This window comes from Mycobacterium sp. NTMscope_MAC_269, from assembly GCF_976985695.1.
Map to the genome: position 1 here is coordinate 2282107 of NZ_OZ335668.1, position 26261 is coordinate 2308367.

Annotated in this window: 25 protein-coding genes and 1 pseudogene; 16 read left to right on the top strand and 10 right to left on the bottom strand. The window is 67.8% G+C overall.

Annotated features, from left to right (window positions below):
• Window positions 1-218: 218 nt before the first annotated feature.
• The 4 genes from ACZ50Z_RS10740 to ACZ50Z_RS10755 all read left to right on the top strand — a co-directional run bounded on the left by ACZ50Z_RS10740 (window position 219) and on the right by ACZ50Z_RS10755 (window position 4500).
• Window positions 219-851, top strand: coding sequence for a TetR/AcrR family transcriptional regulator (locus tag ACZ50Z_RS10740; protein ID WP_464483531.1), 633 nt, complete (start codon window positions 219-221; stop codon window positions 849-851).
• Window positions 844-2373 carry an FAD-dependent monooxygenase gene (locus tag ACZ50Z_RS10745; protein ID WP_464483532.1) on the top strand — a complete coding sequence of 510 codons (1530 nt, stop codon included), beginning with the start codon at window positions 844-846 and terminating at the stop codon, window positions 2371-2373. Before ACZ50Z_RS10740 ends, ACZ50Z_RS10745 begins: the two co-directional genes overlap by 8 nt.
• A gap of 89 nt (window positions 2374-2462) precedes the next feature.
• Window positions 2463-3602, top strand: coding sequence for a glycosyltransferase (locus ACZ50Z_RS10750; RefSeq protein WP_464483533.1), 1140 nt, complete (start codon window positions 2463-2465; stop codon window positions 3600-3602).
• Window positions 3603-3651: 49 nt separating this feature from the next.
• Window positions 3652-4500 carry a sulfurtransferase gene (locus ACZ50Z_RS10755; protein WP_464483534.1) on the top strand — a complete coding sequence of 283 codons (849 nt, stop codon included), beginning with the start codon at window positions 3652-3654 and terminating at the stop codon, window positions 4498-4500.
• Window position 4501: 1 nt separating this feature from the next.
• Here ACZ50Z_RS10755 and ACZ50Z_RS10760 read toward each other — a convergent pair whose 3' ends face one another.
• A complete protein-coding gene (locus tag ACZ50Z_RS10760) occupies window positions 4502-5758 on the bottom strand; it encodes a cytochrome P450 (protein ID WP_464483535.1) in 1257 nt (418 codons plus the stop codon).
• Window positions 5755-6327: a TetR/AcrR family transcriptional regulator C-terminal domain-containing protein gene (locus tag ACZ50Z_RS10765; RefSeq protein WP_464483536.1), complete on the bottom strand. Its 573-nt coding sequence runs from the start codon at window positions 6325-6327 to the stop codon at window positions 5755-5757. The genes ACZ50Z_RS10760 and ACZ50Z_RS10765 overlap by 4 nt, the downstream gene beginning before the upstream one ends.
• An 86-nt stretch (window positions 6328-6413) precedes the next feature.
• Between ACZ50Z_RS10765 and ACZ50Z_RS10770 the strand changes: the two genes are divergently transcribed.
• Genes ACZ50Z_RS10770 through ACZ50Z_RS10790 form a run of 5 tightly spaced genes read left to right on the top strand, consistent with a single transcriptional unit; the run spans window position 6414 to window position 10375 of the window.
• On the top strand, window positions 6414-7196 hold the full coding sequence (locus tag ACZ50Z_RS10770; protein ID WP_464483537.1) for an SDR family NAD(P)-dependent oxidoreductase: 783 nt from the start codon (window positions 6414-6416) through the stop codon (window positions 7194-7196).
• A complete protein-coding gene (locus tag ACZ50Z_RS10775) occupies window positions 7193-8068 on the top strand; it encodes an LLM class F420-dependent oxidoreductase (protein WP_464483538.1) in 876 nt (291 codons plus the stop codon). Before ACZ50Z_RS10770 ends, ACZ50Z_RS10775 begins: the two co-directional genes overlap by 4 nt.
• Entirely contained in the window at window positions 8068-8793 is a 726-nt protein-coding gene (locus ACZ50Z_RS10780) for a hypothetical protein (RefSeq protein WP_464483539.1), read from the top strand. Before ACZ50Z_RS10775 ends, ACZ50Z_RS10780 begins: the two co-directional genes overlap by 1 nt.
• 44 nt (window positions 8794-8837) lie before the next feature.
• Window positions 8838-9344, top strand: coding sequence for a lipoprotein LpqH (locus tag ACZ50Z_RS10785; RefSeq protein ID WP_464483540.1), 507 nt, complete (start codon window positions 8838-8840; stop codon window positions 9342-9344).
• Between the two features lie 41 nt (window positions 9345-9385).
• On the top strand, window positions 9386-10375 hold the full coding sequence (locus ACZ50Z_RS10790) for an alpha/beta fold hydrolase (protein WP_464483541.1): 990 nt from the start codon (window positions 9386-9388) through the stop codon (window positions 10373-10375).
• A gap of 72 nt (window positions 10376-10447) precedes the next feature.
• Here the strand turns inward: ACZ50Z_RS10790 and ACZ50Z_RS10795 are convergent, their stop codons facing one another.
• On the bottom strand, window positions 10448-11650 hold the full coding sequence (locus ACZ50Z_RS10795; protein ID WP_464483542.1) for a cytochrome P450: 1203 nt from the start codon (window positions 11648-11650) through the stop codon (window positions 10448-10450).
• Window positions 11651-11665: 15 nt separating this feature from the next.
• Window positions 11666-12316 (bottom strand): TetR/AcrR family transcriptional regulator, encoded by a 651-nt coding sequence (locus ACZ50Z_RS10800; protein ID WP_464483543.1) that lies wholly within the window; start codon window positions 12314-12316, stop codon window positions 11666-11668.
• A gap of 211 nt (window positions 12317-12527) precedes the next feature.
• Here ACZ50Z_RS10800 and ACZ50Z_RS10805 point away from each other — a divergent pair, with 211 nt between their 5' ends.
• Both ACZ50Z_RS10805 and ACZ50Z_RS10810 read left to right on the top strand, forming a co-directional pair.
• The gene (locus ACZ50Z_RS10805) at window positions 12528-13313 is read left to right on the top strand and encodes a spirocyclase AveC family protein (RefSeq protein WP_464483544.1); all 786 of its coding nucleotides are present in this window, start codon (window positions 12528-12530) and stop codon (window positions 13311-13313) included.
• A gap of 77 nt (window positions 13314-13390) precedes the next feature.
• Entirely contained in the window at window positions 13391-14503 is a 1113-nt protein-coding gene (locus tag ACZ50Z_RS10810) for an ABC transporter substrate-binding protein (RefSeq protein WP_464483545.1), read from the top strand.
• A gap of 10 nt (window positions 14504-14513) precedes the next feature.
• Here the strand turns inward: ACZ50Z_RS10810 and ACZ50Z_RS10815 are convergent, their stop codons facing one another.
• The 3 genes and pseudogenes from ACZ50Z_RS10815 to ACZ50Z_RS10825 all read right to left on the bottom strand — a co-directional run bounded on the left by ACZ50Z_RS10815 (window position 14514) and on the right by ACZ50Z_RS10825 (window position 17662).
• Window positions 14514-15488 (bottom strand): LLM class flavin-dependent oxidoreductase, encoded by a 975-nt coding sequence (locus ACZ50Z_RS10815; RefSeq protein ID WP_464483546.1) that lies wholly within the window; start codon window positions 15486-15488, stop codon window positions 14514-14516.
• A 45-nt stretch (window positions 15489-15533) separates the two neighbouring features.
• The gene (locus tag ACZ50Z_RS10820; RefSeq protein ID WP_464483547.1) at window positions 15534-16595 is read right to left on the bottom strand and encodes an NAD(P)H-dependent amine dehydrogenase family protein; all 1062 of its coding nucleotides are present in this window, start codon (window positions 16593-16595) and stop codon (window positions 15534-15536) included.
• 73 nt (window positions 16596-16668) lie between these two features.
• Window positions 16669-17662, bottom strand: a pseudogene (locus ACZ50Z_RS10825) (LLM class flavin-dependent oxidoreductase).
• 254 nt (window positions 17663-17916) lie between these two features.
• Here ACZ50Z_RS10825 and ACZ50Z_RS10830 point away from each other — a divergent pair.
• Window positions 17917-19011, top strand: coding sequence for an NAD(P)H-dependent amine dehydrogenase family protein (locus ACZ50Z_RS10830; protein WP_464483548.1), 1095 nt, complete (start codon window positions 17917-17919; stop codon window positions 19009-19011).
• Window positions 19012-19094: 83 nt separating this feature from the next.
• A complete protein-coding gene (locus tag ACZ50Z_RS10835; RefSeq protein WP_464486178.1) occupies window positions 19095-20243 on the top strand; it encodes a MalY/PatB family protein in 1149 nt (382 codons plus the stop codon).
• 10 nt (window positions 20244-20253) lie between these two features.
• Here ACZ50Z_RS10835 and ACZ50Z_RS10840 read toward each other — a convergent pair whose 3' ends face one another.
• On the bottom strand, window positions 20254-20982 hold the full coding sequence (locus tag ACZ50Z_RS10840) for a DUF2652 domain-containing protein (protein ID WP_464483549.1): 729 nt from the start codon (window positions 20980-20982) through the stop codon (window positions 20254-20256).
• Between the two features lie 112 nt (window positions 20983-21094).
• Here ACZ50Z_RS10840 and ACZ50Z_RS10845 point away from each other — a divergent pair, with 112 nt between their 5' ends.
• Window positions 21095-22000, top strand: a complete 906-nt coding sequence (locus ACZ50Z_RS10845) for a haloalkane dehalogenase (RefSeq protein ID WP_464483550.1) — start codon at window positions 21095-21097, stop codon at window positions 21998-22000.
• 133 nt (window positions 22001-22133) lie between these two features.
• Complete coding sequence (locus ACZ50Z_RS10850) at window positions 22134-22781, top strand: TetR/AcrR family transcriptional regulator (RefSeq protein WP_464483551.1); 648 nt, start codon at window positions 22134-22136, stop codon at window positions 22779-22781.
• Between the two features lie 25 nt (window positions 22782-22806).
• On the opposite strand, the gene ACZ50Z_RS10855 is transcribed toward ACZ50Z_RS10850, so the two are convergent.
• Complete coding sequence (locus tag ACZ50Z_RS10855) at window positions 22807-23955, bottom strand: DUF1214 domain-containing protein (protein WP_464483552.1); 1149 nt, start codon at window positions 23953-23955, stop codon at window positions 22807-22809.
• A 122-nt stretch (window positions 23956-24077) separates the two neighbouring features.
• On the opposite strand from ACZ50Z_RS10855, the gene ACZ50Z_RS10860 reads away from it, so the two are divergent.
• Window positions 24078-25268, top strand: a complete 1191-nt coding sequence (locus ACZ50Z_RS10860; protein WP_464486179.1) for a sulfotransferase family protein — start codon at window positions 24078-24080, stop codon at window positions 25266-25268.
• Between the two features lies 1 nt (window position 25269).
• Here ACZ50Z_RS10860 and ACZ50Z_RS10865 read toward each other — a convergent pair whose 3' ends face one another.
• The gene (locus tag ACZ50Z_RS10865) at window positions 25270-26184 is read right to left on the bottom strand and encodes a metal-dependent hydrolase (RefSeq protein WP_464483553.1); all 915 of its coding nucleotides are present in this window, start codon (window positions 26182-26184) and stop codon (window positions 25270-25272) included.
• Between the last annotated feature and the right edge of the window lie 77 nt (window positions 26185-26261).

The window sequence follows — 26261 nt, forward strand, 5'->3', positions numbered from 1 at the left end:
GCGTGGCATGCGTCGCCAACGCCGGGCGTCGAGTGTGAATCCTGGGCATTGCGAGTGAAACCTTGGCGGGCTTTCTCGGCGTGTCGCCGCCGTGGCTTAACTCTGAAAGCCCTCAGTGCACACTCGACCGGCGTAAGCGACCGCGACCGCCGCGCCACGTGAAAGTTGCCCGAAGGGCAATATTGCCTGCCGGGCATGTTTTGCGTACGGTGGCACCTGTGAGCGGACTGCGCGAACGCAAAAAGGCCGACACGCGGCGGGCGCTCAGTGATGCCGCGCTGCGCCTGGCGTTCGAGCGCGGACTGGACAACGTGACGCGCGAAGACGTCGCCACCATGGCCGGCGTTTCACTGCGCACGTTCACCAACTACTTCAGCGGCAAATACGAGGCGCTGGCCTACCGGCAGGCCGAACGCCTGCGCCGCAGCGTCGCCCTGCTACGCGAGCGCCCGGCCGACGAACCGCTGTGGACGGCGATCACCCGCGCCGTGCTGGAACCCTTGGAGGACGACTTCGGCGACATCTACGGCGAGGAGAACCGGGCACCCAGCCGCCAGGAGCTCGTCGAGGTGCGCAAGCTGCTGATGCAGCCACAGGTGCGAAACTCGGTGCCGCAGAACCTTTTCGACGACTTCCTCCACGCGATCGCCGAACGCACCGGCACCGACCCCGAGCACGACCTGTACCCGAGATTGGTCATGGCGGTCGTGAAGGCCGTCGGCGACGCGGCGGCGGACGCCTACGCGTGGGCCGATCCCCCGGTGGCGATCACCACGCTGATCCGGTCGGGCTTCGCCGCCGTCGAGGCGGGGCTACCGGAACCCACCAGAAAGAAGGCGGCTCATGGCTGACGAACAAACCGACGTCGTCATCGCCGGGGCAGGACCCAACGGGCTGATGCTGGCCTGCGAGCTCGCGCTGGCCGGCATCAGGCCCGTCGTGCTGGATACTCTGCCGGGCCCCAGCTCCGAGCCGAAGGCCAACGGCCTTGTCGGGCAAGTCGTTCGGATGCTCGACATGCGCGGCATGTATCAGGGCTTCACCGGTGACGAGGCGCCGCCCCGCCCGAGCCCCGGCTGGATGTTCGCGGCGATGCCGCTCATCTTCTCCGACGGGCGCGACAACCCGATGTATGCGATGCTCATGCCCCAGCCCCGGCTGGTGCGGCTGCTCGAGAAGCGGGCCCGCGACCTCGGCGTGGACGTGCGCTGGGGCCACGAGCTCGTCGGGATCGCGCCGGGGGCGGAATCCGTTGCGCTGACGGTCTCGTCGCCCGAACGCGACTACGCCCTCGCCGCCGGCTACGCCGTCGGCGCCGACGGCGGGCGCAGCCTGGTGCGCAAATCCCTAGGCATCGACTTCCCCGGAACCACCTCGGCGATGGTCGCTCGCCTCGCCCACGTGGACATCCCCGACAAGTACCGCCGCCCGGACATCGCCGGCATCGAGATTCCCGGATTCGGTCCGCTCCGCTTCGGGCACAGCCGCTTTGATCGGGGCGGCATGGTCTACGCCGAGTTCGAGCCGGGCCGCGCGCTGCTCGGGACCATCGAGTTCAGCCCGCCGGTCGACGAGGTGCCGATGAGTCTGTCCGAGCTGCGCGAGAGCACTCGCCGCGTGCTGGGCGTCGACGTGCCGTTCGAGGAGCCGAAAGGACCGGGGCCGCACGCGCTTCGGCGCATCAACGGGCAGAACACGCGGCACGCGGAGCGCTACCGCGACGGCCGGGTGCTGCTGCTCGGCGACGCCGCGCACGTACACAGCGCGATGGGCGGCCCGGGCCTGAACCTGGGGCTGCAGGACACCATGAACTTGGGCTGGAAGCTGGCCGCCGAGATCAACGGGACGGCGCCGGCCGGGTTGCTCGACACCTACCAGTCCGAGCGGCACCCGGTCGGCCAGCGTGTCATGATGCACTCGCTGTCCCAGATCGCGCTCATGGCGCCGGGACCCGAAGTCGCCGCGCTGCGAACGCTGTTGGGCGAGCTCTTCACCTTCCCGGACACGCAACGACACATGGCGGCACTCCTGGCCGGCTCCGACGTGCGGTACGACGTGGGCGACGACCACCCGCTGTCGGGCCACCTCGTTCCCGACCTGACGCTCGATGACGGCCGACGGGTGGCCGAATTGCTCCATGAGGGCCGCCCCGTCCTGCTCGACCTCGGCGGCGGCTTCCAAGCGGCCGCGGCGCAAGGGTGGGCCGAGCGCGTCGACGTCGTCACCGCGAGCGTCGCTGAACGCCCCGCCGCGGCGCTGCTGATCCGGCCGGACGGCTATGTGGCATGGGCGGCCGACGAATTCGGCGCGACTCGCCAAGAGGCCCTGCGCGCGGCGTTGCGCCGTTGGTTCGAACCGCCGGCGAGCAAATAGCCCCGCCCGCAAGCGAAATTCACGGACTGTTCAGGCGGGCGTCGGTTCGGCATTGAGGCCTGCACACGCGCACCGGATGTCCTCGCGTTATGCGCGTTGTCCAGGTCGCCAATTTCTACGGCCCCCGCTCCGGCGGCCTTCGCACCGCGATCGACCGGCTGGGCGCCGAATATTGCGCCAGCGGACACGAGGTCTTCTTGATCGTGCCCGGACAGCGCACCGAGCGCATCCAGCTCTACACCGGGGTGGTGCGAATTACCCTGCCCGCCAGGCTTATTCCATTCACCGGCGGCTACCGAGCGGTGATGCCGGGTCCCGTCAAGGCTCTCCTGACAGCGTTGCGGCCCGACGCGCTGGAGGTGTCGGACCGGCTCACGCTGCGGTCACTGGGCCGGTGGGGCCGCGACCACGGCGCCACCACGTTGATGATCTCCCATGAACGCCTGGATCGCCTTGTGGGCCAGGTACTTCCGGGCCGAGCCGCGCGCAAGTTCGCCGACATGGCCAACGCACGCACCGCCGCGACCTACGACACGATCGTGTGCACCACCGGTTTCGCACGCGAGGAATTCGACCGGATCGGCGCCGGCAACACCGTCACCGTCCCGCTGGGCGTGGATCTGCAGACGTTCCACCCACGCCGCCACTCGCACCTGGTGCGCGAGCGCTGGGCGGCGCCGACACAGCTGCTGCTGGTCCACTGCGGCCGACTGTCGGTGGAAAAACGCGTCGACCGCAGCATCGACGCGCTCGGCGCGTTGTGCCACGCCGGCGTCGACGCCCGGCTCGTGGTCGTGGGCGAGGGCCCGCTGCGGGCCCGGCTGCAACGCCAGGCCGCGCGGCTACCGATCGACTTCACCGGCTTCATCTCCGATCGCGACGTCGTGGCGCAGCTGCTGGCCTCGGCCGACGTGACGCTGGCCCCGGGGCCGCACGAGACATTCGGGCTGGCCGCGCTGGAGTCGCTGGCATGCGGCACGCCGGCCGTGGTCTCCCGCACCTCGGCGCTGACCGAGATCGTCACGCCCGACAGCGGCGCGTCGGCCGACAACGACCCGGCCGCCATCGCGCGGGCGGTCAGCGCCATCGTCGGCCGGCCCGAAGGGCAGCGCCGCATTTCCGCCCGGCGGCGCGCCGAGGACTTCACCTGGCATCGGGCGGCGACCGGCATGCTCGCGTCGATGGGCGCGCCGGCCTTCGACAGCGGCGATTCCGAACGGACCGCATAGCCACCGGCGATCCTCGCTAGTCTCGACGGAGACTACAAGGAGGATCCGGGTGCGCGCACGCGATCGGGTGTTGATCACCGCCGCCGAGCTGGCGAACATCATCGAGGCCGGCGATCCGGTGAGCATCCTGGACGTGCGGTGGCGGATCGACGAACCCGACGGCCGCGCGGCCTATTTGGAGGGACACATTCCGGGCGCGGTGTACGTCTCGCTCGACGACGAGCTCAGCGACCACTCGGTTTCCGGCCGGGGGCGTCATCCCCTGCCGTCGGGACGCGACGTACAGGCCGCCGCGCGGCGCTGGGGAGTCCGGCAGGACGCGCCGGTGGTGGCCTACGACGACTGGAATCGGGCCGGTTCCGCGCGCGCATGGTGGGTACTGACCGCAGCCGGAGTGGGCAACGTCCGCATCCTCGACGGCGGTTTGGCCGCGTGGCGATCGGCCGGCTACGGCCTCGAGACCGGGCCCGTCGACGCGGCCACCGGCAATGTGACTGTGCCGCATGATGATCTGTACGTGGGGAGCCGACCGACGCTGACGGCTGAGCGGGTCGCCGACGGGACGGTGACGCTCCTCGATGCGCGCGCGCCGGAGCGCTACCGCGGTGAGGTGGAACCCCTCGATCCGGCCGCGGGACACATCCCCGGCGCCACGAATCTGCCCAGCGTCGCCGTGCTGGCGGCCGACGGGACCTTCCTCGGTGACGACGCGGTTGCGCAGCTGTTGTCCGATCGCGGGATCGAGCGTCACGACGCCGTGGCCGCCTACTGCGGCTCGGGGGTGACGGCCACGGTCGCGATCGCCGCACTCGCGGCGATGGGCCGGGAGGCGGCGTTGTATCCCGGCTCATGGTCGGAGTGGAGCTCGGATCCCTCCCGTCCGGTGGAACGCGGCTGAATCACGTTGTGCACGGCAGCCTTTTGATGCCGTGGAAGAACGACGAGCGCAGCCGGTCGGGCGGCCCGGTGACGGCCAGGCCAGGCACGTCGCGGTAGAGCTCTTCGAGCATGACGCGCACCTCGAGCCGGGCCAGCTGCGCGCCGAGGCAGAAATGCACTCCCCCGCCCCCGAACGCGGCATGACCGGCGTCGGGGCGGGTGACGTCGAACCGGTCCGCGAGGTCGAAGACGTCCTCGTCGCGGTTGGCCGACAGGTAGTGCATCAGCACCCAGTCGCCGGAAGGGATTCGCTGCCCGCGGATCTCGACGTCACGGGTCACGGTGCGCCGGAAGTGCATCACCGGGGTCGCCCAGCGCAACAGCTCTTCCACCGCGGGCTTGATCGCCGCGGGGTCGCGGGCGAGCAGCGCCTGTTGCTCGGGGTGTTCGGCGAGCGCCAAGATGCCGTGGGTCAGCGTGTTGCGCGTCGTCTCGTTGCCGGCGATCGCCAGCAACAGGAAGAACTCGTTGAGCTGGTCGCGGTTGAGCTTTTCACCGTCGACCTCCGCGGCGAGCAGCGCCGACAAGATGTCGTCGGTCAGGCCGTGCTTGCGCCGATGCTCCACCAATTCCCCACAGTAGGAGAACATTTCGGCCGCGGCCTGGCCCAAAGCTTCCGGTGTGGGGGCGTAGTCGGGATCTTCGATGCCCAGGCTGCCGATGGCGTTGCTCCAGCGGAAGACATCCATGCGGTCCTGCGCGGGAACACCGAGCACGTCGGCGATCACCTGCAGCGACATCTCGGCGGAAATGTCCGTCACGGCGTCGAATTCGCCCTTGTCGGTGATGTCGGCGACGATCTCGCGGGCCACCTGCCGCATCCGCGGTTCCAGGCGCTGGACGTTGCGGACGGTGAAGCCCTGGTTGATCAGCTTGCGGAAGTGGACGTGGCGGGGCGGATCGATGCCGGGCAGCATCGCCGAGTTGGGCCCGGCCTCGGCCTCCACCAGTGTGTTGCCCTTGCTGCTGCTGAAGGTGTCCGTGTCGCGGCTGACCAGCCGCACGTCGGCGTGTTTGGTCAGCAGCCACGCCCGGGGCAGCCCGGGCAGCTGCACCGGGTGCACCGGAGAGCTGGCCCGCAGCCTCGCCATCGCGTCGTACGGGGCGCCGCCGACGAAGGCGTCGGGATCCAGCACGGCGGCCGCGTCGCGGTCGGCCGCGGTGTCCATGTTCTCCGGAACAAGGGATTTCACCAGCGTGGGTTTGGCAACACTCACGACGACACCGATCCTTCCTGAAGCGAGGCCCTGATCCCGGCGACGATCACCTCGAGGCCCGCGCGAAAGTGGTTGGCGGCCTGGCGTTTACCATGCCCGACGGGCCGCGTCTCCTGCAGGCTCACCGAGCCCAGCAGGTAGGTGTACAACACCGAGTGGGCCGGCGCGGCAACCGCTTTGGTGAGGCCGGCCTCGGCGAGCAGCGAGCGGCTGAGCGTGTCGAGCCGGCGGGCCGATTCGCCGCCGCCGCCGGTTTGCAGGACGCCGGCAATGCCCGGCACCGACAGGATCACGTCGCGGGCCGCGCAGTAGAGCTCGGTCAGCCGGGTGTCCCAGGACCCCGTTTCGATGACCGGGATGTCGGCCAGCACGGATTCGGCCAGCAGGTCCAGGGCGGCCCGCTTGCCGGGCACGTGGTAGTAGACCGAGGGCACCGCGGCGCCGAGTTCGGCCGCCAGCTCGCGCATTGTCACGCCCTGCACGCCGACGCGGCGGGCCAGGTCACGCAGGGCGTCCACCACGCGGGCGCGGTCGAGTTCGCCGTAGGGCCGGCGCACCACGGCCGTCATCGCGACACTCCCCGACTCGCAGCGGGCCCAGATTCGAGCACTGTTAGAATCTACCCCGGCATGAATCATCCTGGGAAGACCACGTTATGACCGGCCGGCTGGACGGCAAGGTCGCGATCATCACCGGGGCCAGCACCGGCCTGGGGCCGGTGCTGGGCGCGCTGTTCGTCCGTGAGGGTGCCAAGGTGCTGCTGGCCGCGCGCCGCGAAGAGCTGGTCCGCGCGGCCGCGCAGGCGGCCGGCCCCGGCGCCATCGCCATGCGCGCCGACGTGACCGACGAGGACGACGTCGCGGCCATGGTGGCCCGCGCGGTCGACGAGTTCGGCCACGTCGACATCCTGTGCAACAACGCCGCCGCGCCGGGACAGGACCGCTGGATCTGGGAACAGACGCTCGACAACTGGAACGACACCATCGCCATCGACGTCACCGCCGCGATGCTGTGCACCCGCGAGGTGCTCAACCAATCGATGTTGCAGCGCGGCCGCGGCGTCATCCTGAACTTCTCCTCCACGGTCAGCTACTCCGGCATGGTGCGCAAAACGCACTACGTCACCGCCAAGGCGTCACTGCGGGCGTTCACCAAGGCCGTCGCGCTCGAGGTCGGCCCGCACGGCATCCGGTGCAACTGCATCGTGCCCGGGGCCATCGACACCGACCTGTGGCGCAAGTGGGTGCAGCGCACCGCCGACGAGCAAGGCATCGACGCCGAAGCGGTCCGCGCGAAGCAGCTCAAAGGTGTTGCCTTGCAAGATATCTCCTCCCCCGAGGACATCGCGAACCTGGCGTTGTTTCTTGCCAGCGACGAAAGCCGCACCATCACCGGCCAATCGATCCCCGTCGACGCCGGAGGGTACATGCAGGGATGAGCGGTCATGCCAAACTGTCGGTGGCGACCCCGGTCGTGACGATGTTCCCCCGGAGCAGCGGCGACTGGGAGAAGAACGCGACCATCGAGGACCTGGCGCAGGTCGCCGAGGCCGCCGATCGGCTCGGCTATCACCACCTCACGTGTAGCGAGCACGTGGCGCTGCCCGCGGCCGAGACGGGACGGCGCGGCACCCGCTATTGGGATCCGCTGGCGACCTTCGGCTACCTGGCCGCGCGCACGCGACGAATCCGGTTGGCCACCAACGTACTGGTGCTCGGATACCACCATCCGCTCGAGATCGCCAAACGCTACGGCACCCTGGACCAGGTCAGTGGCGGCAGGCTGATCCTCGGCGTCGGTGTGGGCAGCCTCAAGGAAGAGTTCGACCTGCTCGGCGCGCCCTTCGGCGACCGCGGCCGGCGCGCCGACGACGCGCTGCGGGCGCTGCGCGCCGCGCTGTCGGCACCCGAACCCGAATACCACGGCGAGTTCTACTCATTCGGCGGCATGGTCGTCGACCCGTGCGCGGCCCAAGACCGCGTGCCCCTCTGGATCGGGGGGCAAACGCTGCGATCGCTGCGCCGCGCCGCCACCCTGGCCGACGGCTGGGCGCCCTTCAACGTGAGCCTGCCGCAGGTGCGAGAGTGGCTGGGCCGCTTCGAGTTCGGGCCCGGTTTCGAGGTCGTCCTGCCTACGTCCGCGTTGCTGGACCCGATCGGCGCGCCGGAGCGAACCCGCGACCTGGTGGGCGAGACGGCCGCGCACGGTGCGACCACCGTCAGCGCCGCGTTCCGCCACACCTCGCTGTCGCATTACCTGGAGAACCTGCAAGCCCTCGCCGAACTGCATCCCCCGACCGGCGGCGCGTAATGCGCGTCCAGGCAGGAATTTTCAGCCTCACCGCCGCGGCGCCGCCCGGCGATGACGGCTATCTGCGCTGGCACCTGCTCGATCACATGCCCGAGCAATACCAGTTGCCCGGCATCGTGAACGGGTTGCGCTGGATCGCCGACGGCGAGTACACCGACCACCGCCTCGCGGCGAACGGCCCGCTGGGCGAGATCGGCAACGCGGTCCAGTATCTGGTCACCGACCCGGTCGAAGAGACCTTCGAAGACTTCGTCACCCTCGGCCGCGCGTTACGCGACAACGGCCGCTTCCCCGTCGTGCGGCCGTCGCTGCAAGTGGCCGGCCTGCGCCTGCTGCAGTGGCGGTCCTCGCCGCACGCTTTGGTCTCGCCCGAGGTGGTGCCGTTCCGTCCGCACCGCGGCATCGTGCTGATCGTCGAGGAGCCCACCGACGGCCGACCGGACGACTGGCTGCAATGGCTGCACGCCGAGCACTATCCGGCGCTGCTCGCGACACCGGGCACGGCCGGCGCGTGGACATTCGGGTCCAGCGGCGGATGGAGCCACCTGCCCCGGGGCTGGCGAACCGATCACCAATACATCAGCGTCATCTACCTCGACGAGGATCCGCTGAAAACCGTCGCCGCCCTGGCTCCCCTCATCGAAGAGCGTTGGCGTTCAATGGCCGTGCGGCCCGTGTTCGCCGGGCCGTTGCGCAGCATGATCAGCTGGGAGGTCTGGCCGTAGCGAGCGGGTTTATAGTCCTCATGACCGTCTAGCGGAGGACCGACATGACAAACCTTCGGCCGTGGATCGCTCGTGCCGCCGCCGCGCTCGGCGTGCTGGCGCTGGGGGCCACGGCCTGTTCCGGCAAGGACAGTCACCCGGCGGCCCCCACGAGTTCGACGCCGGCGCTGACGAGCACGACCGTGATGATCGACGGGAACAAGCACACGCTGATCGCCGCGGTCGACTGCACGAGTTCGGCGGCCCAGCCGAACGCGTCGCCGCCGGAATCGGGAGACCTCACCACCCGCATCAGCGTGCACGACGACGCGGCATCGGTGTCCCTGGCCGTCTCGGACGAACGGCCGCCCAGCGTCGACGGCTTCGCGATTTCGCTCAAGCTCGACAACGGCCAGTATCAGCTGCCCTATCAGGGAACCAATTCACCCACGCAGGTCCAGGCGACCAAGGACGGCAAGGGCTACACGATCACCGGCACCGGCCAGGCGACCACACCCGGGCAGAGTGGGGTGCGCGACGTGCGATTCGGAATCCACGTGACATGTCCCTAGCCGTGGTTGTTTGCCGCGAGTTCCTCTGAGAGGCTGACAGCTTGGACATCTTCGCGCAGTGGCAAAGCGGCGGCACCGAACTTCGCTGGCGGTCGACCACCGCGGCCAACGATGCCCGAGAAGTCGCGATCTTCAGCCGCCGTTGCGGCACCCCGGGTGCGCCCGCGCTGGTGCTGGTGCACGGGTTTCCGACGTCGAGCATCGACTATTTCGCGCTGGCGGGCGAGCTGGGCGCGGAGTTCGACATCTACGCGCTGGACTTTCCCGGCTACGGACTCTCCGACAAACCGCCCGAGCCATACGTGTACTCGCTCTACGACGACGCGCGACTGCTCGCCTATGCGATCACCGAGGTGTGGCAGCTGACCGAGTACCGCATGCTCACCCACGACCGCGGCAGCAGCGTCGGAATGATCGCGCTGGGCATGCTGGCGGCCCTTGAGCCGCCGGCCGTGCCTGCCGATCTGATCGTGACGAATGCCAATATCTACCTTCCCCTTTCGAACCTCACCGCGTTCCAGACCGCGCTGCTCGATCCGGGTACCGGGCGCGGCACCGCGGCGGCGACGACGCCGGAGATGCTGGCGGCCGGTTTGGGTGCCAGCACCTTCATGCCGCGGCGGACATTGGAAGATCCGGAGATCGCCGCGTTGGCGCAATGCTTCGCCCACAATGACGGAATCCGCGTGCTGCCCGACACCATTCAATACCTCCACGAACGCGCCGCCGACGAAACCGGTTGGCTGGAAGCGCTTTCCACGAGCGACGTCAACACCACCGTGGTGTGGGGCGTTCACGACAACGTAGCGCCATTGCGGGTGCCCAACCACGTCTGGCAGGCGTATCTGAAGGACAAGCCGGGCCGCAACCGCTACTGGGTGGTGCCGGGCGCCGACCATTATCTGCAGTGCGACGCCCCGGGACAGCTGGCGCAGATCGTGCGCCTCACCGCCCGGGGCGACGACATCCCGTTGCAGACGTTGGGAAACCAGCCCGACGGCGCGGTGTTGGTGGACCAGAGCGCGCCCTAGCCTTCGCCGAGCGTGACGCTGCAGTCACATTCGGCGCCGAGCGTGACTGTGCCGTCACGCTCGCGGACAAACTCACGCGGTGACAACGGGAAGGCGCGCCCACCCGCGCACGCTCGCCGTGTGCGCCCGCTGGGCATTCGCGTAGTCGACTTCCCAGTCCGGCCAGCGCTTCAGCACTTCTTCGAAGGCCACCCGCGCCTCGAGGCGGGCCAGCGCCGAGCCCAAGCAGAAATGCAGGCCCTGCCCGAAGCTGAGATGGGCGCCGCGGCGGTGGATGTCGTAGCGATCCGCATCCGGGAAGTGGCTTTCATCGCGGTTGGCCGACGCGTTCAGCAGCAGCATGAACGACCCCTCCGGAACCACGCGACCATAGTGCTCGGCGTCGCGCGCGACGTAGCGGGCCTGTACCGGTGACGGCGGCTCGTAGCGCAGCGTCTCCTCGATCGCTCCGGGGATGAGCGACGGGTCCGCGACGAGTTCGCGGCGTTGATCCGGGTGATCCGACAGCAGTTGGCCCATGAAACCGATGAGGCGAGCGGTGGTTTCGTTGCCCGCCCCGGCGATCATCGCGGTGTAGGCCAGCACCTCGGTCCGGGAGAGCGGACGCCGGGTGCCGTCGGGCTCGTCGATCTCGGCCCGCAAAAGCTCGGTCATCAGGTCGTCGGAGGGGTTACTGGCCCGCCATTCGATGTATTCGGCAAACAGGGCAATGGAATTCGCGAACACACTCGCATCGACCGCGGCGGGGTCGCTGTCCTTCGTCATTTCGATGTTAGCGACGCTTTGGTCCCGGATCTTCTCCTGATCCGCCTCCGGAATGCCCAGCAGGTATCCGATGGTCCGCATCGGCATCATCGCGCCGAGATCGGCGATGAAATCGAAACCACCCTGTCCGACCAGCGGGTCGAGCTCGCGGACGCAAAACCCCCGGACCAGGTCCTCCACGGCCAGCATGCGCCGCGGCGTGAAGACGCGGGAGAGCAGTTTGCGGTGCAGATCGTGCAGCGGCGGATCCTCGAACAGCAGGATGCCCGGCGGCACTTCGATGTTCGCGAACAAGATGTCGGCGGTGGTGCCCTTGCCCGAGCGGTACGTCTCCCAGTTCGGCAGTTCGCGCACCACGTCGTCGTACCGACTCAGCGCATAGAAGTTGTACTTCTCGTTGTAGTACAGCGGCGCTTCTTCGCGCATCCGCTTCCACACCGGATACGGGTCCGAGTCGATCTCGACGTCGAAGGGGTCGTAGTACAACTCGATGGCGCTGGGACTTGTCATTGTCGGATCCCTATCTCAGTCGTTGCGGTGCAAGAAGCCATGCAGGAGCGCTTGGACGAGTTCCTCAACGATCACCTCCCGCGGCGGTGGGTTGGTCCCGAAGTAGGTCGAACGCAGCGCGGCCATGCCGGCGATCATCGACACGGTCGAATGGGCCGGCAGGTCAGGGTGATCGGACCGCAACCCGCGCAATTGCATGCCTTCGACGCTGATCTCGCCCAGCACCGTGACCGCCCGGCGGATCTCGGCGATGCCGGCGTCGTCCTTCTCCTCGTCGCTGAGACTCTCGGCGGCCATCAGGGTCAACAGCAGACCCTGGTGCTCGACGAACACGTCGTAGAGCTGCGAGACGAACAGCCGGGCCAGCTCCTGCTCGTCGGTCTCCTCGGGAACCACCGACTGCCAGGTCTGGCCGAATTCGTCGACGAAGCTCACGAAGGGCACGACGAGCGCCTCGCGGAATAACGCGGCCTTCGAACCGAAGTTGCGGAACAGCAGGTGTTCGGTGACGCCGGCGGCCTGGGCGATCTCGCGCGTCGTGGTGCTGCGATAGTCCTGGCCGGCGAAGAGCTGCCGGGCGGCGTCGAGCAGTAGCCGACGCGGCTCGCCACGGGGCCGGCGCACCGCCGTGGCCGGTGGCGGCTGCTTGATTGCTCGCTGGGGCACCGATGTCCAATCCTCGAACGACCTTGGGGATAGTATCCACTATCTCGATAGGATAGTATCCACTACCTTAAAGGGGAAACCATCGGAAGGGTGACATCATGGGCGCTGTCATCATGTTGGGCACGCTGTTCGGATTGATCATTCTGATCTTCGGGCTGGTGCTGCGCTTTGATCCCGAGGCGCGCCGCGCGCCGGGCGACGAGGACGGCCGGTGAACACACAAATGACACCGGTGATGGCCGGGGCCCAGTACTTTTCCTACGCCGCGAGCATCGCGTTCCTGATCGCGGGCGTCTACCTGAGCTACCGGCGCCGCCGCATCCACCCACTGCTGCTTCTCGCCATTTCGGCGATCTCGTTCTCGTGGATCGAGTCGCCCTACGACTGGGCGATGTACGCGCAGTTTCCGCCCGCGTTGCCTCGCATGCCATCCTGGTGGCCGCTGAACGTGACGTGGGGCGGGTTGCCGTTAGCGGTGCCGATCGGTTACGTCTCCTATTTCATCATTCCTGCCCTGACCGGCGCCGCCCTCGGACGGTGGCTGAGCGCAAAGTTCAACTGGCGCAGGCCGATTACCCTGCTCGTCGTCGGCCTCATCGTCGGTTTCTGCTGGGCATTGTTCTTCAACGCCTTCACCGGCGCCCAGCTCGGCAACTTCTACTACGGGTACGTGATTCCCGGCCTCGCGATCTTCGAGGGGACCAAGCACCAGTACCCGCTTTACGACTCGCTGGCCATGGGCATCCAGATGATGCTGTTCACATATCTGCTCGGACGCACCGATGCCGAGGGCCGAAATGTCATCGACATGTGGGCGGACAAGAGGGCGAAGAGCCGGGGGCAGTCCGCGGCGCTCTCCGTCGTGGCTGTCATCGTCGTCGGACACCTGGTCTACGGCGCGGTCTTTGCGCCACACCTCATCACGAAGCTGGGCGGCTACGTCACCGCGGGGCCGACGGAGCAGCTGTACCCGGGCGTCCCCAACCAACCGCGCTAGCCGCCGAGCGTCGAGTCGTTGCGCGAGATTGGGCCTTTTTCGACAACAACTCGACGTTGGAACACCTAGGAGTTCAGATGGGTTACGAAAGCAGCGCCGAGCCGATCAAAATTGGCTACCTGATGGATTTCCGCTTGCCCAAGGGATTCCCAAAAACATATTTCGAGGATCTGACGCAGCCCTTCGATTTGGTCTTCGGCAAGGGCGTCGAGCAGGGACTGATCGATCGGCCGATCGAGGTCATCTACCGCGAAGTCGAGGGGCTGCCCAAGGGGTCGGTCAAAGCGGTCATCGACGCCTACGGCGAATTGTGTGACGAGGGCTGCCTGGCCGTCTTCGGCCCGAACATCGGCGACAACGCGATTCCGACCCGAGAGGCCATCGAGGAGCGCTTCAAGGTGCCCTGCATCAGTGTCACCGGGTCCGACGTCGCGCTGGGCGAATGGTTCTTCGCGTTCCCGATGGGCTCGCACACCGACGAGCCGATCTTCTGGTCCGACCTGCTGGCCAAGGGCGGTCACACCGAGATCGGCGTGCTCGTCGAGCAGTCGCTGGTCGGCGAGGCGTATCTGAAGAACCTCCGGGATGCGTGTCGCCGCAAGGGCATTCGCATCGTGGCCGAGGCGTCCATCGCCCAGACCGCCGGGGACGTGACGGCCGCCGTGCAGGCGCTGCACGAGGCCAAGGCGCAGGCCATCGTGCACTGCGGGTTCGGCTTCGGGATCGTGTTCGTCAACCCGGCGCTGGAGGCGCTGGGGTGGGACCCGCCCCGGTTCTGCGGTACCGCTTTCCAGAACGCCTGGCTCAACCCCGTCATGTGGAACGCCTTCATGGGCTGGACCGGGGTCGACCAGTACGACGAGGGCAACCTCGTCGGGCAGAAATTCTTGGACGAATACCACGAGGCCTACGGCCGGCGACCGGAATGGTGTGTGCCGGTGGTGAATCGAGATGTGGCGTTCACGTTGTTGCGGGCGCTCTCAGATGCGCACCCGCTGAGTCCGCGGGGCGTCAAGGAGGCGCTCGAACGCGTCAAGATGATGCCGGCCGCATCGGGTGCTCCGGGAACGCGGGTGTCGTTCGGCAACTGGTCGCGGCGCGCCTGGGTGGGTGCGGGTTATCTGGTGGCGCGGCGCCTCGACGCCGACGGCGTCAACTCACACCTCGTCGATCGGTTCGGCGAGGAATAGGCCGAGGAACTCAGCCGAGCGCCTCGGGCAGCACGACCTCGCCGACCCGCTTGAGATAGGTCCACGCGATGTCCGGTGGCAGGCCGCCGCACAGCGGCGACAGGTTGAGCACCTGACCCGCCTTCACCCGCGAAACCGCCTCTGGCACAGAGATGATGACGTGGGAGGTTCCGGTCTCGCGCAGCTCGTCGACGGTGTTCACGTGGCTGAAGCCGGCCGTGGTCTCATCACCGGGATTCCATGCCGCGTAGGTGCGCACATCGTGCAGCAGGTGGTCGCCGATCTCTTTCCACGCCCGGTCGACGTCGTCGGCGACGAACACGACCGAGGGCGTGTTGCGGTCGGGAAACATGGTCGGGCCCGGCGCGTGGCCGTGCTCGCGGCATGCCTCTTCGTAGGCCTCCCGGATGCCCGGGGCGTTCGCGTTGCCCAGCATGCCCAGCCCGTACCTACCGGCCCGGCGGGCCGCCGCCAACGTTCCCCCGCCCCACATCAAGCCCGGGCCGCCGGGGGTCAACGGGCGAGGCGTCACCGTGATCCGACGCCCGCCTTCGACCACCGTTTCGCCGGCGAGCAGGCGTCGCAGCAGCGCGAGTTTCTCGTCGCAGACGCGACCGCGCTTCTTGATCGGCACGCCGAAGTGCTCGAACTCCTCGGGCCGGTATCCCAGCGCCAAGATGTACGACGCCCGCCCCTTGCTGATGATGTCGAGGACCGCCATGTCCTCGGCGAGGCGCACGGTTTCGTAGAACGGAAGGATCAGGATCAGGCTCAGCGCCAGCCGCTGCGTGCGCGCCGCCACCGCCGAGGCCAGCAAAAACGGCGACGGCAGGTACCCGTCCTCGGAGCCGTGGTGCTCACACAGCACCGCCGCAAGGCCGCCGTGTTCCTCGGCCCAGGCCGACATTTCTGGCGCCGCGGCGTACAGATCGGTTGGGGCCGCGGCCCATTCGGGATCGCGCATGTCGAAGCGCAGTGTGTACACGGCAGACTCCTAGGTGGCCTAATCTTGGTGATGCACGTTACACCTTCAGTCGAAGGCGTAAAGCGGCAGCGTCATCGGCATGTCCAGCGAGCTCAGCAGGCCCGCGGGTGCGGTGACCACGTACGGGATCGCGTTGACCACCCGCATGGCCGTCGACGCCATGGCGGCGTGCCCCGCGGCATGGCCCTGGGCCGCCCCCATCGTCATCTCGCAGTGGACGTCGGGATCACCGTCGATGTCGACCCGATAGGTGGCGTCGGACTCCGAGGACGGCCACTCGGGCGCGACATCGCGAGCCATCCGGATGACGTGTTCGATCACGATGGCCTCCCGGCCGTTCACCACGCCCGCCGCCCGCGTCCGCACGGCGCCGCAGGTGCCTGCCTTGATGGTGCCGAACGCCACCTCGATATCGCGCTCAGTCAACACGCGGTCCAGCGAGCCGCGCACCTCTTCCACCTGCGCCCCGAGTCCGCTGGCGATCAGGTATATCGGTGCCTGCCAAGCCATTTCGATAAAGCCTGGCGTGGCGAGCATCGGTCGGAAGTCCAGCGGATGGCCGAATCCCATCCCGTTCATCATCACGTCGGCCACCGGGTAGTGGTCGTTGAGCGCGACCTCGCTGGCCGTGATGGTCCGGATGCGCTTGGACTGCGTCGCCATCAGCAGCGCGAGCTGATCGGAGGCGAAGCCGGGAAAGATGCCCGACGCGTAGAACGAGGCGCCGCCGGCCCGGGCCGCCGCCTCGAGCTGGTCGCGCCAGTCCGGGGAGAAATACGACGACGGATGCACCAGGCTGGTCGACGACGTCGACACGACGTTGATGCCGGCCTTCAGCAGCCGCAGATAATCGGGCACCGCCGCCCCGTCGCGCTCGGGACCGCTGGCCGCGTACACGACGCAGTCCGGCTTGCACGCGATCAGGGCCTCGGCGTCGTCGGTGGCCGCCACGCCCAGCGGTGCGCCGCCGGCCAGCTCGCCGGCGTCGCGACCGACTTTGTCCGCCGAATGTACCCATACCCCAACGAGTTCCAGATCCGGGCGGCGGCTGACGGCGTCGATTGCGACCTTGCCGACGCCGCCGGTGGACCACACGACAACCCTCATAGCAATTCTCCTCACCTGTCCTGCGCCGAGTGTGAATCCTGCGACGCGACACGCCGCCACGGCGTCGTGGAATTCACTCTCGCGGCCCCGCTGAATCGTGCGCGCGCGCGGCGGCCGCCGCGGCGCGTTCTAGATACGGCCAGGCGACGTCGGGGGCGATGCCGCCGCACAGCGGGTGCAGGGGCAGCGGCCTTCCGGCGCGGACGTACTCGGTCGCCTCGTCGGGGGTGAAGATGCGGTAGGGGCCGCCCTCGTCGCGCAGCGCGCCCACGCTGTCGGCGCGGGTGATGCTGGCCACCGAGTCGTCATGGGGGCGGTAGGACGCGGCCATCACCGCGTCGTGCAACAGGTGCGGGCCTAGGACGTCCCACGCCCGGTCAACGTCGTCGGCCACGAAAACCGCTGTGGGAAGGCCCGGGACGGGGAATTGGACGATCCCGGGTTCGTGCCCGTGGGCGCGGCACTGCGCCTCGTAGAACTCCTTGAGGGCCGGCGAATCCGTTTGGGACACGAAGCCCAGGCCGAGCCTGCCGGCGCGGCGCGCGGCGGCCTCGCTGCCCCCGGCGATGAGCATCATCGGCCCGTCGGACGACCCGCACGCCGGGGTGACGCGCACCGTGCGGCCCCGGTATTCGACGGCCTCGCCGCGCACCAGCGGGCCCCAGCACGGCGAGGATTTCGTCGGCTTTGCGCCCGCGGGTGGCCATGTCGGCGCCGAAGTGGTCGTACTCCGCGCCGCGGTGCCCGACGCCGAACACGTACGACACCCGCCCGTCGCTGATCAGGTCCAGCACCGCCATTTCCTCGGCCAACCGGACCGGGTCCCACAACGGAATCGGCACCGCCGCCAGCATGACGGCCAGCGTGCGCGTGCGGGCCGCTATCGCCGATGCCAGGATCAGCGGCGCGGGCAGGTGACCGTCCTCGGTGCCGTGGTGCTCGGAGAGCACCGCCACGACGGCACCGCGCGTCTCCGCCCACGCGCACATGTCGATGGCCGCCGCGTAGAGGTCGGTGGCCGGCGCGCCCCAGCCGGGGGCGCGCATGTCGAACCTGACCGTGAACATCAGCGCCCGCCCGCGCCCTGCTCAGTGCCCGCCGCGCAGCGACAACGCGGGCCCGAATCGTCGCTCGCACGCGCAAAAAACTCTGATTCGGCCCTCACCGCTGCAGACTAACCTAAAATTTGTTCGCTAAGATAGTGCTTGCTTTCTTAACCCTTACCGCGCGGACTGGCCGCGCGGGTCACGGACACACGAAAACCGCGGCGGCCGTTGGCCTTACGCCACCGGCGCCCGGTATGCACGTAAGGAGGAACAGGATGACAGCTCATCGCGTGGTGGTGTGGGCGACCGGCGGCATCGGCTCGATCGCCATCCGCGCCATCTCCCGGCGCCCCAATCTGGAACTGGTCGGTGTCTGGGTGCACTCGGACGACAAGGTCGGCAAGGACGCGGGCGAACTGGCCGGCGGCGAACCGATCGGCGTGCAAGCGACCAACGACGCCGACGCGCTGATCGCCCTCAAGCCCGACTGCGTCATCTACGCCGCCAGCGGCCCGGAGCGCGACGCGCTGGCCATCCCGGACTACGTCAAACTGCTCGAGGCCGGGCTCAACGTCGTGACGACCAGCACCACGCGGCTGGTCAACCCGCACGCCTACGAACCCGCCGAGTGGCGCGACCAACTGGTCGCCGCCGCCAAGCAGGGCCAGGCATCGCTGTACGCGTCGGGGATCGAGCCGGGCTTTGCCGCCGACTACCTGCCGCTGGTGCTGTCCACCCAGTCGTCGTTCATCGAAAAGATCCACTCGTTCGAGATCGGCCTCTACGACGACTACGGGGTGCCCGACATCATGAGTGACGCGCTCGGTTTCGGCCGCCCGCTCGACTACCAGCCCTGGATCAGCTATCCCGGCGCGATTGCCGGCGAATGGCAGGGCCAGATCCGGTTGATCGCCGACGCCCTGGGGGTCGAAGTCCAGGAAGTGCGCGAGAGTTTCGATCGCGCCGTCACCAACCGCACGCTGGAAGTCGCGATGGGCACCGTCGAGGCCGGAACCTGTGGCGCGCTGCGGATGCAGGCGATCGGGGTGGTCGACGGTCGCGAGGCCATCGTCATCGAGCACGTCACCCGGCTCGCCCACGACGTGGCCCCCGACTGGCCCACCGGGATCGGCGACCTGTCCTATCGCGTCATGATCACCGGCGACCCCGACCTCGACTGCACCCTGGCGGCGACGCTGCGGGATCCCGGCAGGGCGGGAATCGCAAGCATGACCTCGGGGGCGGGCGCCATGGTCGCCACCGCGATGCGCGTCGTCAACGCCGTACCGTATGTCGTTGCCGCCGAGCCGGGATTGCTCAGCTCGGTCGACCTGCCGTTGACGATTCCGAAGCACGCGTTCGCCACATAATCTGCCTTTGCACATAATCTGCCGGGGTGACCTTTAACCCCTTCGAGGAGCTCACGCTCGAACAACTGCGGCTTCGCACCAGCATGAAGTGGCGTGCGCATCCCGCCGACCTCCTGCCGCTGTGGGTCGCCGAGATGGACGTCAACCTGCCGCCGACGGTGGCCGAGGCGCTGCGCAGGGCCGTCGACAACGGCGACACCGGATACCCCTGCGGCACGTCGCTCGCGGAGGCGGTCAGCGAGTTCGCGGCGCGGCACTGGGAGTGGGATGACCTGCAGGTGGGCCGCACCGCGCTCGTTCCCGACGTCATGCTCGGCATCGTCGAGGTGTTGCGTCTGATCACCGATCGCGGTGATGCCGTCGTCGTCAATCCCCCTGTCTACGCACCGTTTTACGCGTTCGTGACGCACGACGGCCGCCGGGTGATCGAGGCGCCGCTCGCCGATGGCCGCATCGACCCGGACGCCGTGGAGGAGGCCTTTTCCCGGGCCCGCGCGGGCGCCGGCAAGGACGCCAAAGTCGCCTATCTGTTGTGCAATCCGCACAATCCGACCGGCTCGGTGCACACACCCGAGGAGCTGCGCGCGGTGGCCGAGCTCGCCCGCCGATACGGCGTCCGGGTGGTGTCCGACGAGATCCACGCGCCCGTCATTCTGCCGGGATCGCGATTCACCCCCTTTCTGACCGTCCCCGGGGCGGAGAACGCCTTCGCCCTGACCTCGGCGTCGAAGGCCTGGAATCTGTCCGGGCTGAAGGCGGCGGTGGCGATCGCGGGCCCGGAGTCTGCCGCCGACCTGAGCCGGATGCCGGAGGAGGTCAGTCACGGGGCCAGCCACCTCGGCGTCATCGCGCACGCCGAGGCGTTCCGCAGCGGTAGCGACTGGCTTGACGCGACGCTGCGGGCGCTCGACGGGAACCGGGCACTGTTGGGCCAGTTGGTCGCCGAGCACCTACCGGACGTGAAATATCAATGGCCACAAGGCACTTACCTCGCGTGGCTGGACTGCACCGGACTCGGCTTCGACGAAGAGGTCACCGATGGCCTCGCGGTGGTTGCCGACCTGTCCGGGCCGTCCCGATGGTTCCTCGATCACGCGCGGGTGGCGCTCAGCTCCGGCCACGTGTTCGGCACCGGAGGAGCCGGGCACGTGCGGCTGAACTTCGCTACCTCGCGCGCCATCCTCACCGAGGCCGTGTCGCGCATGGGCCGCGCCCTCGCCGAGGTGCGATAGCGTCGCAGGGCTACGCGGAGATCTCTTCGTCGCCTCGCCCCAGATTGCGGAACCCTTCGGCGGGCTCCCTCATGCCCAGGGTGAACGGCAGAGTGTTGAACTCGAACTTCATCGTGGCGCCGAGCCGGCGCAGCAAGCTGCGCTCGGGTGCTACCACGGGAACCTGCAAGGTCGCGAGGTCGATGTAATGCGTCGACGTTTCGCCGATGTCGTCGAACACGTGGGTCAGGGGCGTGCACAGCTCGCGCATCGGCTCGTCGAGGCATTCCGCGACGGGATCGGTCATCAGCACGTATTCGGCAACCGGCACCAGGTTTTTCAGCATCCGGTGCACCACAATGACGTCGAAGCCCGCCAGCTCGACGTGGCGCTTCACCTTCTGATCCGCCACCTCACCCACGTGCACGACGAACTTGAGCGACAGCTTCTCCAGCTGTTCGCAACTCGCACACTGGCAGGCAATGTCGTTCTTCATCTGCTCGCGCCGCTCCAGAAACGACGCGCGCATCCGTGACAGCCGCTCGCACACCACCACTTTGGCGTTGGTGTCCGGTCCCCAAAAGAACGCGGCGTCACCCTCGAGCTTGGCCAGCTTCAGACCCTTGCCGGCATTGATGACCGCCTCCAACAGGCCCGCGACCGTCAGCTGGGCATGGGCAAGGTGCGTCCGGTTCCACTGCATGTAATGCGTGTAACCGCCGATGTCGGCTATGAGCAGAACCGCGCGCCGAATTGCCATGAATAAGCCAGTTTAATGGCCTCGCAGGCCTAGCTCAATGAATCTCCTACTAGACGAATACGCGCCGGCGCGAGAGGCTAGCAGAGGTGCCGGTTCACCGGAGGAGCTGAATATGCATGTGCTGCGGACCCCGGACTCCCGATTCGAAAACCTGGAGGGCTACCCGTTCATAGGGCATTACCTTGACGTCACGGCGAGCGACACCCGGCCGCTGCGCATGCACTACCTCGACGAGGGGCCGGTCGAGGGACCGCCGATCGTTCTGCTGCATGGCGAACCCACGTGGAGTTATCTCTACCGCACGATGATCCCGCCCCTGACCGACGCCGGGAACCGCGTGCTCGCACCCGACCTGATCGGTTTCGGTCGTTCGGACAAGCCCAGCCGCATCGAGGATTACACCTACCAGCGGCACGTGGAGTGGGTGATCTCGTGGTTCGAGCACCTCAACCTGCGGGATGTCACGCTGTTCGTGCAGGACTGGGGATCGCTGATCGGGCTGCGCATCGCCGCCGAACAAGCCGACCGCGTCGGGCGGCTAGTGGTGGCCAACGGTTTCCTGCCGACCGCGCAACGGCGCACCCCGCCCGCCTTCCACCTCTGGCGCGCCTTCGCGCGCTACTCCCCCGTGCTGCCGGCGGGCCGCATCGTCGGCGCCGGGACGGTGCGGCGGGTGTCGTCGAAGGTGCGCGCCGGATACGACGCCCCCTTCCCCGACAAGACGTATCAGGCCGGGGCCCGGGCGTTCCCTCAGTTGGTTCCCACCTCGCCCACCGATCCGGCGGTTCCGGCCAACCGGAGGGCGTGGGAGGCGCTCGGCCGCTGGGAAAAGCCGTTCCTCGCCATCTTCGGCGCCCGCGACCCTATCCTCGGGCAGGCGGACACTCCGCTGATCCAGCACATCCCCGGCGCGGTGGGCCAGCCGCACGCCCGCATCAACGCCAGTCATTTCATCCAAGAGGACCGCGGACCCGAACTGGCCGAACGCGTCCAGTCGTGGCAGCAGGCCCTACTCTGATATTTCGCCAAAACTGATCGACGACAACACTTTTCGACAGAACACTACCGCTCATCCCCGTTGGAATTTGACAATTCGGGATCAGCTGTATGATTGGGTGACTGAGCGGTGAACGGGGTGAGGTCTTCGCATCATGGGCAGGAAAGGGTGGGGCGGCGCGCCGCCGGCCGACGACGAGGAGGCGCGCAAGCGCATCGTCGACGCGGCCATTCGCAGCATGGAGCGCCGTGGTCCGCAGGGGACCAGCCTGTCCGTCATCGCCGGCGACCTCGGCATCACGCGACCCACGGTCTACCGCTACTTCGCCACCATCGACGAGCTCGTGACCGCGGCCAGCGATGTCGCCCTGGGTGGGTGGACCGCGCGGATCGCCGACCTGACGTCGGGCATCAAGGACCCGGTGGATCTGCTTGTCGAGGCGGTGGCCTATCTCGTCGAGCGGCTGCCCCAGGAACCGCTGCTGATGACGCTGCTGGAAACCGACCGAACGCGGTTGATGAGCCGTCAGATGGTGACGGGGGAATCGATCGCACGATCGCGAGTGTTGTTGGAGCACACCGGGATCGACTGGGCGGCGTTGGGTTATCGCGGCAAAGAATTCGACGTTCTGGTCGAGTACCTGCTGCGTCTCATCCAGTCCATGGTGCTGGTCCCCTCCCAGCCGCCGCGCCCCGCGACCGAGCTCCGTGCCCTGCTCAGACATTGGATCGGCCCGGTGGTGATGACGCCGCCGCGCCCCGTGGCGAGCAGACGCAGAATCGCACGAAGTCGCCGGACTTAGTGCGATTCTGCGTCTGCTCAGCGGGTTAGGTCACCTCGCGCGGCGCCTCGGCGGCGGCGACGACCGTCGTGGCCGGCTGCTCGGGCAGCTCGTCGGCGTGAAACCAGCGGAACGACAGCAATCCCTCGGGATGGTCCTTGGTGGATATGGCATTCGGGTGGTCGAGCGCCTCGCGGCTGATCACGATGGTGACGGTGCCGTCGCTGTTGGCGACCGCCGAGCCGGAATTGATTCCGGCACGGCCATATTCGAGGTCGGTCGCGGCCATGTACTGGTTCCAGACCGTGAGGTTCCAGAACCGGCACCGCGGATGACGCGTCGTGATCACCAGCGCCTCGCCCGGCTCCAGCGAGTAGGCGCCCAGGCTGTAGACCGCGTTCTGCATCGAATAGCCATGCGTCGCGCCGCCGGCGCGATACGGGGGCGCGAACGTGTTGTGGAAGAGGTTCTGCCCGTCGGCGAGTTCGGCCGGCTTGCGCTCCTGCAGCACCAGCGGCACGAGGGCGAACATGTCCTGGGCGTAGCGCAGCGCCGACCGCAGCGAATGCGCCACGCCCTCTTCGGTTTTCACCGGAGCGGCCGGCCGGCCGCCGTGATCGATGACCTCGATCGACCAGTCCACCCGTCGGCTGCGCGCGGGGTCTTCGTGGTAGTCACGGGTGAGAACGCCGTGCCCGTCGTCGTCGAGGGCGATGAACGGGCCGTCGTAGCCGGCCGGCCGCGACGGGCCCAGCACACAGGAGAACCGACCGTCGCTGTCGAGGGGCATGTCCTCGCCGTACAGCACGCCGAGGGTGCGATTGGGCCACGCGCCCGGCTCGGGCTCGTTGTAGACGGCGACCGAGTACATGGCGCTGCCGTTCGGGGTGCCGCTGACGCGGTAGGTGCGGTGCGGGTCGACCACGGCGTAGCTGTAGTACGCGTCGGAGTTGTCCCCACCCCAGCGTCGGTCGTGGCGGAACGGTGTCAGCAGATCGAGGAATCGCGGCGCCACCGGGTCGCTGAACAGCGTCACGTCCAACGACAGTCCCAGCATGGTGGCGAGGAACTGATAGCCCTCGGCGACGGCCAACTCGCCGCGGACCGCCTTGGGCCCCTCGAGGAACAGGGTCTCGAAATCGGCGAAGGCGGTGAGCAGTTCGCGCCATGCGGCGGAGGCCGGGGAGGTGGTCATCGCAATATGATACAGTGTATCGTATCTTGTAAAATGTGTAACGCCGACGGTAGGGTCCGAACGTGACCGACGCCATCCACATCACCGACCTCGCCAGGCCGACGTTCACGCCCGAGGCCCAGATGATCATCGACGGCATGGCCGCGATGGCCGACTACTGCCCGCTGACCACCGAAGCCCTGCACGAACAGGCTTCTGCTCAAACGGGTTTGACCGACTTCGGCGATCAGGACTACCGGGGGCGGATGGCCGTCCTGCTGGAGGCCTTCGGCGAACTGCCCCACATGACGGCGTTCGGCCGCACCTACGCGTTCTCGCTGATGCTGACCTTCCTCAAAGGCCGGTTGCGTGTCATCGACCATCTCAAGCACCACCCCGAGATCTTCGACATCGACATCGCGGCGCCGATGGTCATCGCCGGCCTGCCGCGCACCGGCACCACCCACCTGCACAGCCTGCTCGCGGCCGACCCGGCGCTGCGGTCCCTGCCCTACTGGGAGGCCCAGGAACCGCTGCCCGCGCCGGGAGAAGAGGGCACCATCGAGCCGCGCCGCCAGCGCACCGGTGACGCCCTCAACATCTCCAACACGCTGATGCCGTACTTCACGCTGATGCACGAGATGACGATCGACCACATCCACGAGGACATCGGGCTGATGGTCCAGGACTTCTCCAGCGGCTTTTTCACCACTCTCACCCACCTGCCCCGCTGGTCGGATTACCTGCGCGACCACGACCAGACTCCCGGCTACCAATTCCTGCGCATGATGCTGCAACTGCTGCAGCACCAAGACGGCTACGACCGGCGCTGGGTGCTCAAGTCGCCCCAGCACCTCGAGCAGTTCGTCCCGATTCTCAATGTCTTTCCCGACGCGACGTTCATCGTCACGCACCGCGATCCCGTCGATGTGGCGGTCTCGATGGCCACGATGATGACCTACACCATGCGAATGAGCGTCGATGAGGTCGACGTGAAAACAGTTGCGGAGTACTGGATTACCCGGATCGACGAGCTGCTCAGCGCGTGCCTGCGCGATCACGACCGGCTGCCCGCCGACCGCACCATCGACGTGCGCTTCGACGAGTTCATGGCCGACGACCTCGCGATGGTGCGCCGGGTCTGGGACGTTGCGGGCTACCGCCCGTCCGCGGACTCGCGAGAGGCAGTGGCGGCGTACCTGGCCGGCCACCAGCGCGGACGACTGGGCCGCGTCGAGTACCACGCCGAAGACTTGGGCCTGGACAAGGACGACCTGCGCCGGCGGTTCGCCCCCTACGTCGAGCGATTCGTCACGCCGGCGACGTCGCCCTGACCTAGCCGGTCGCGGCGGAGGTGTACCAGCGGGTGACGTCGCCGCCGTCGTCCCAGCGCCGGAACCACCGGTCGGCGAAGTGCGGCACCGGCTCGTGTTCCGGCTTGTGGAACGGGGTTTGGCTCAGCAGCACCCGCCCGGCGGCGACGAGTATCTGCTTGCGGGGCACGGCGGCGAAGGCCGATGGCACACCCTGGCCGCGCGCATCGGGTGAAAGTTTACGTTTCAGATTGTGCGCCGCCCCGTAGGCGGGCAACAGCGTTCGCGCATCGATTTTCCGATCCGACAGTGGCACATGGGCGTTCACGCCGCCGGCGATCACCGACATGACGCGCAGCAGGTGCCGGACGACCGCGGGAAGGGCCCGGATCCGGTACCAGCTGTCGCCGACCACCGCGTCGTAGATCCGCAGCGCCGAGCTGCGGTGCTCGACCTCTTCGACGAAGTGCCACAGGAACAGCGACGCGACCCGATCGTCGCCCGGGCGAAACAGCGTCGCCTCGTTGTCGAGCATCAGCTTGAACGACGGCGTGAAGGTCGCCTCCAGGTCGGCGACGTACGCCAGGCGGAATTCGAGCGGTGCGGTGTCGGTGAGACGGTCGAAGCACGCCATCGCCTCGTCAAAAGTCTGCTGCAGCCCCGGGTAGTGCCTGATGAGGGCGTTCACATGCTTGCGGTGCGAGCTGGAATGCTGGGCCTCCTGCCGCAGGAAGGCGGTGGCCTCGGCCGCCACCTCGGTGCCGACCATGCGCGGATTGGCTTCCCGCACCGCCGCCACGACCATCTGCTCGAAACAGATCGCGATGATCGACGTCGCGTTCATGAAGAAGGAGAACGCCGGATTCTGCGGATGCCACACCCACGGAACATCATCCGTGAAATCGAACCTGGGCCGACGCACCTCGAGATCGGTCACTGACTCATTTCCCGAAAGGAATTATACAGCGTTACAAATGATGTAATATCTGATTGTCGCCGCCTCATGAGGATGAG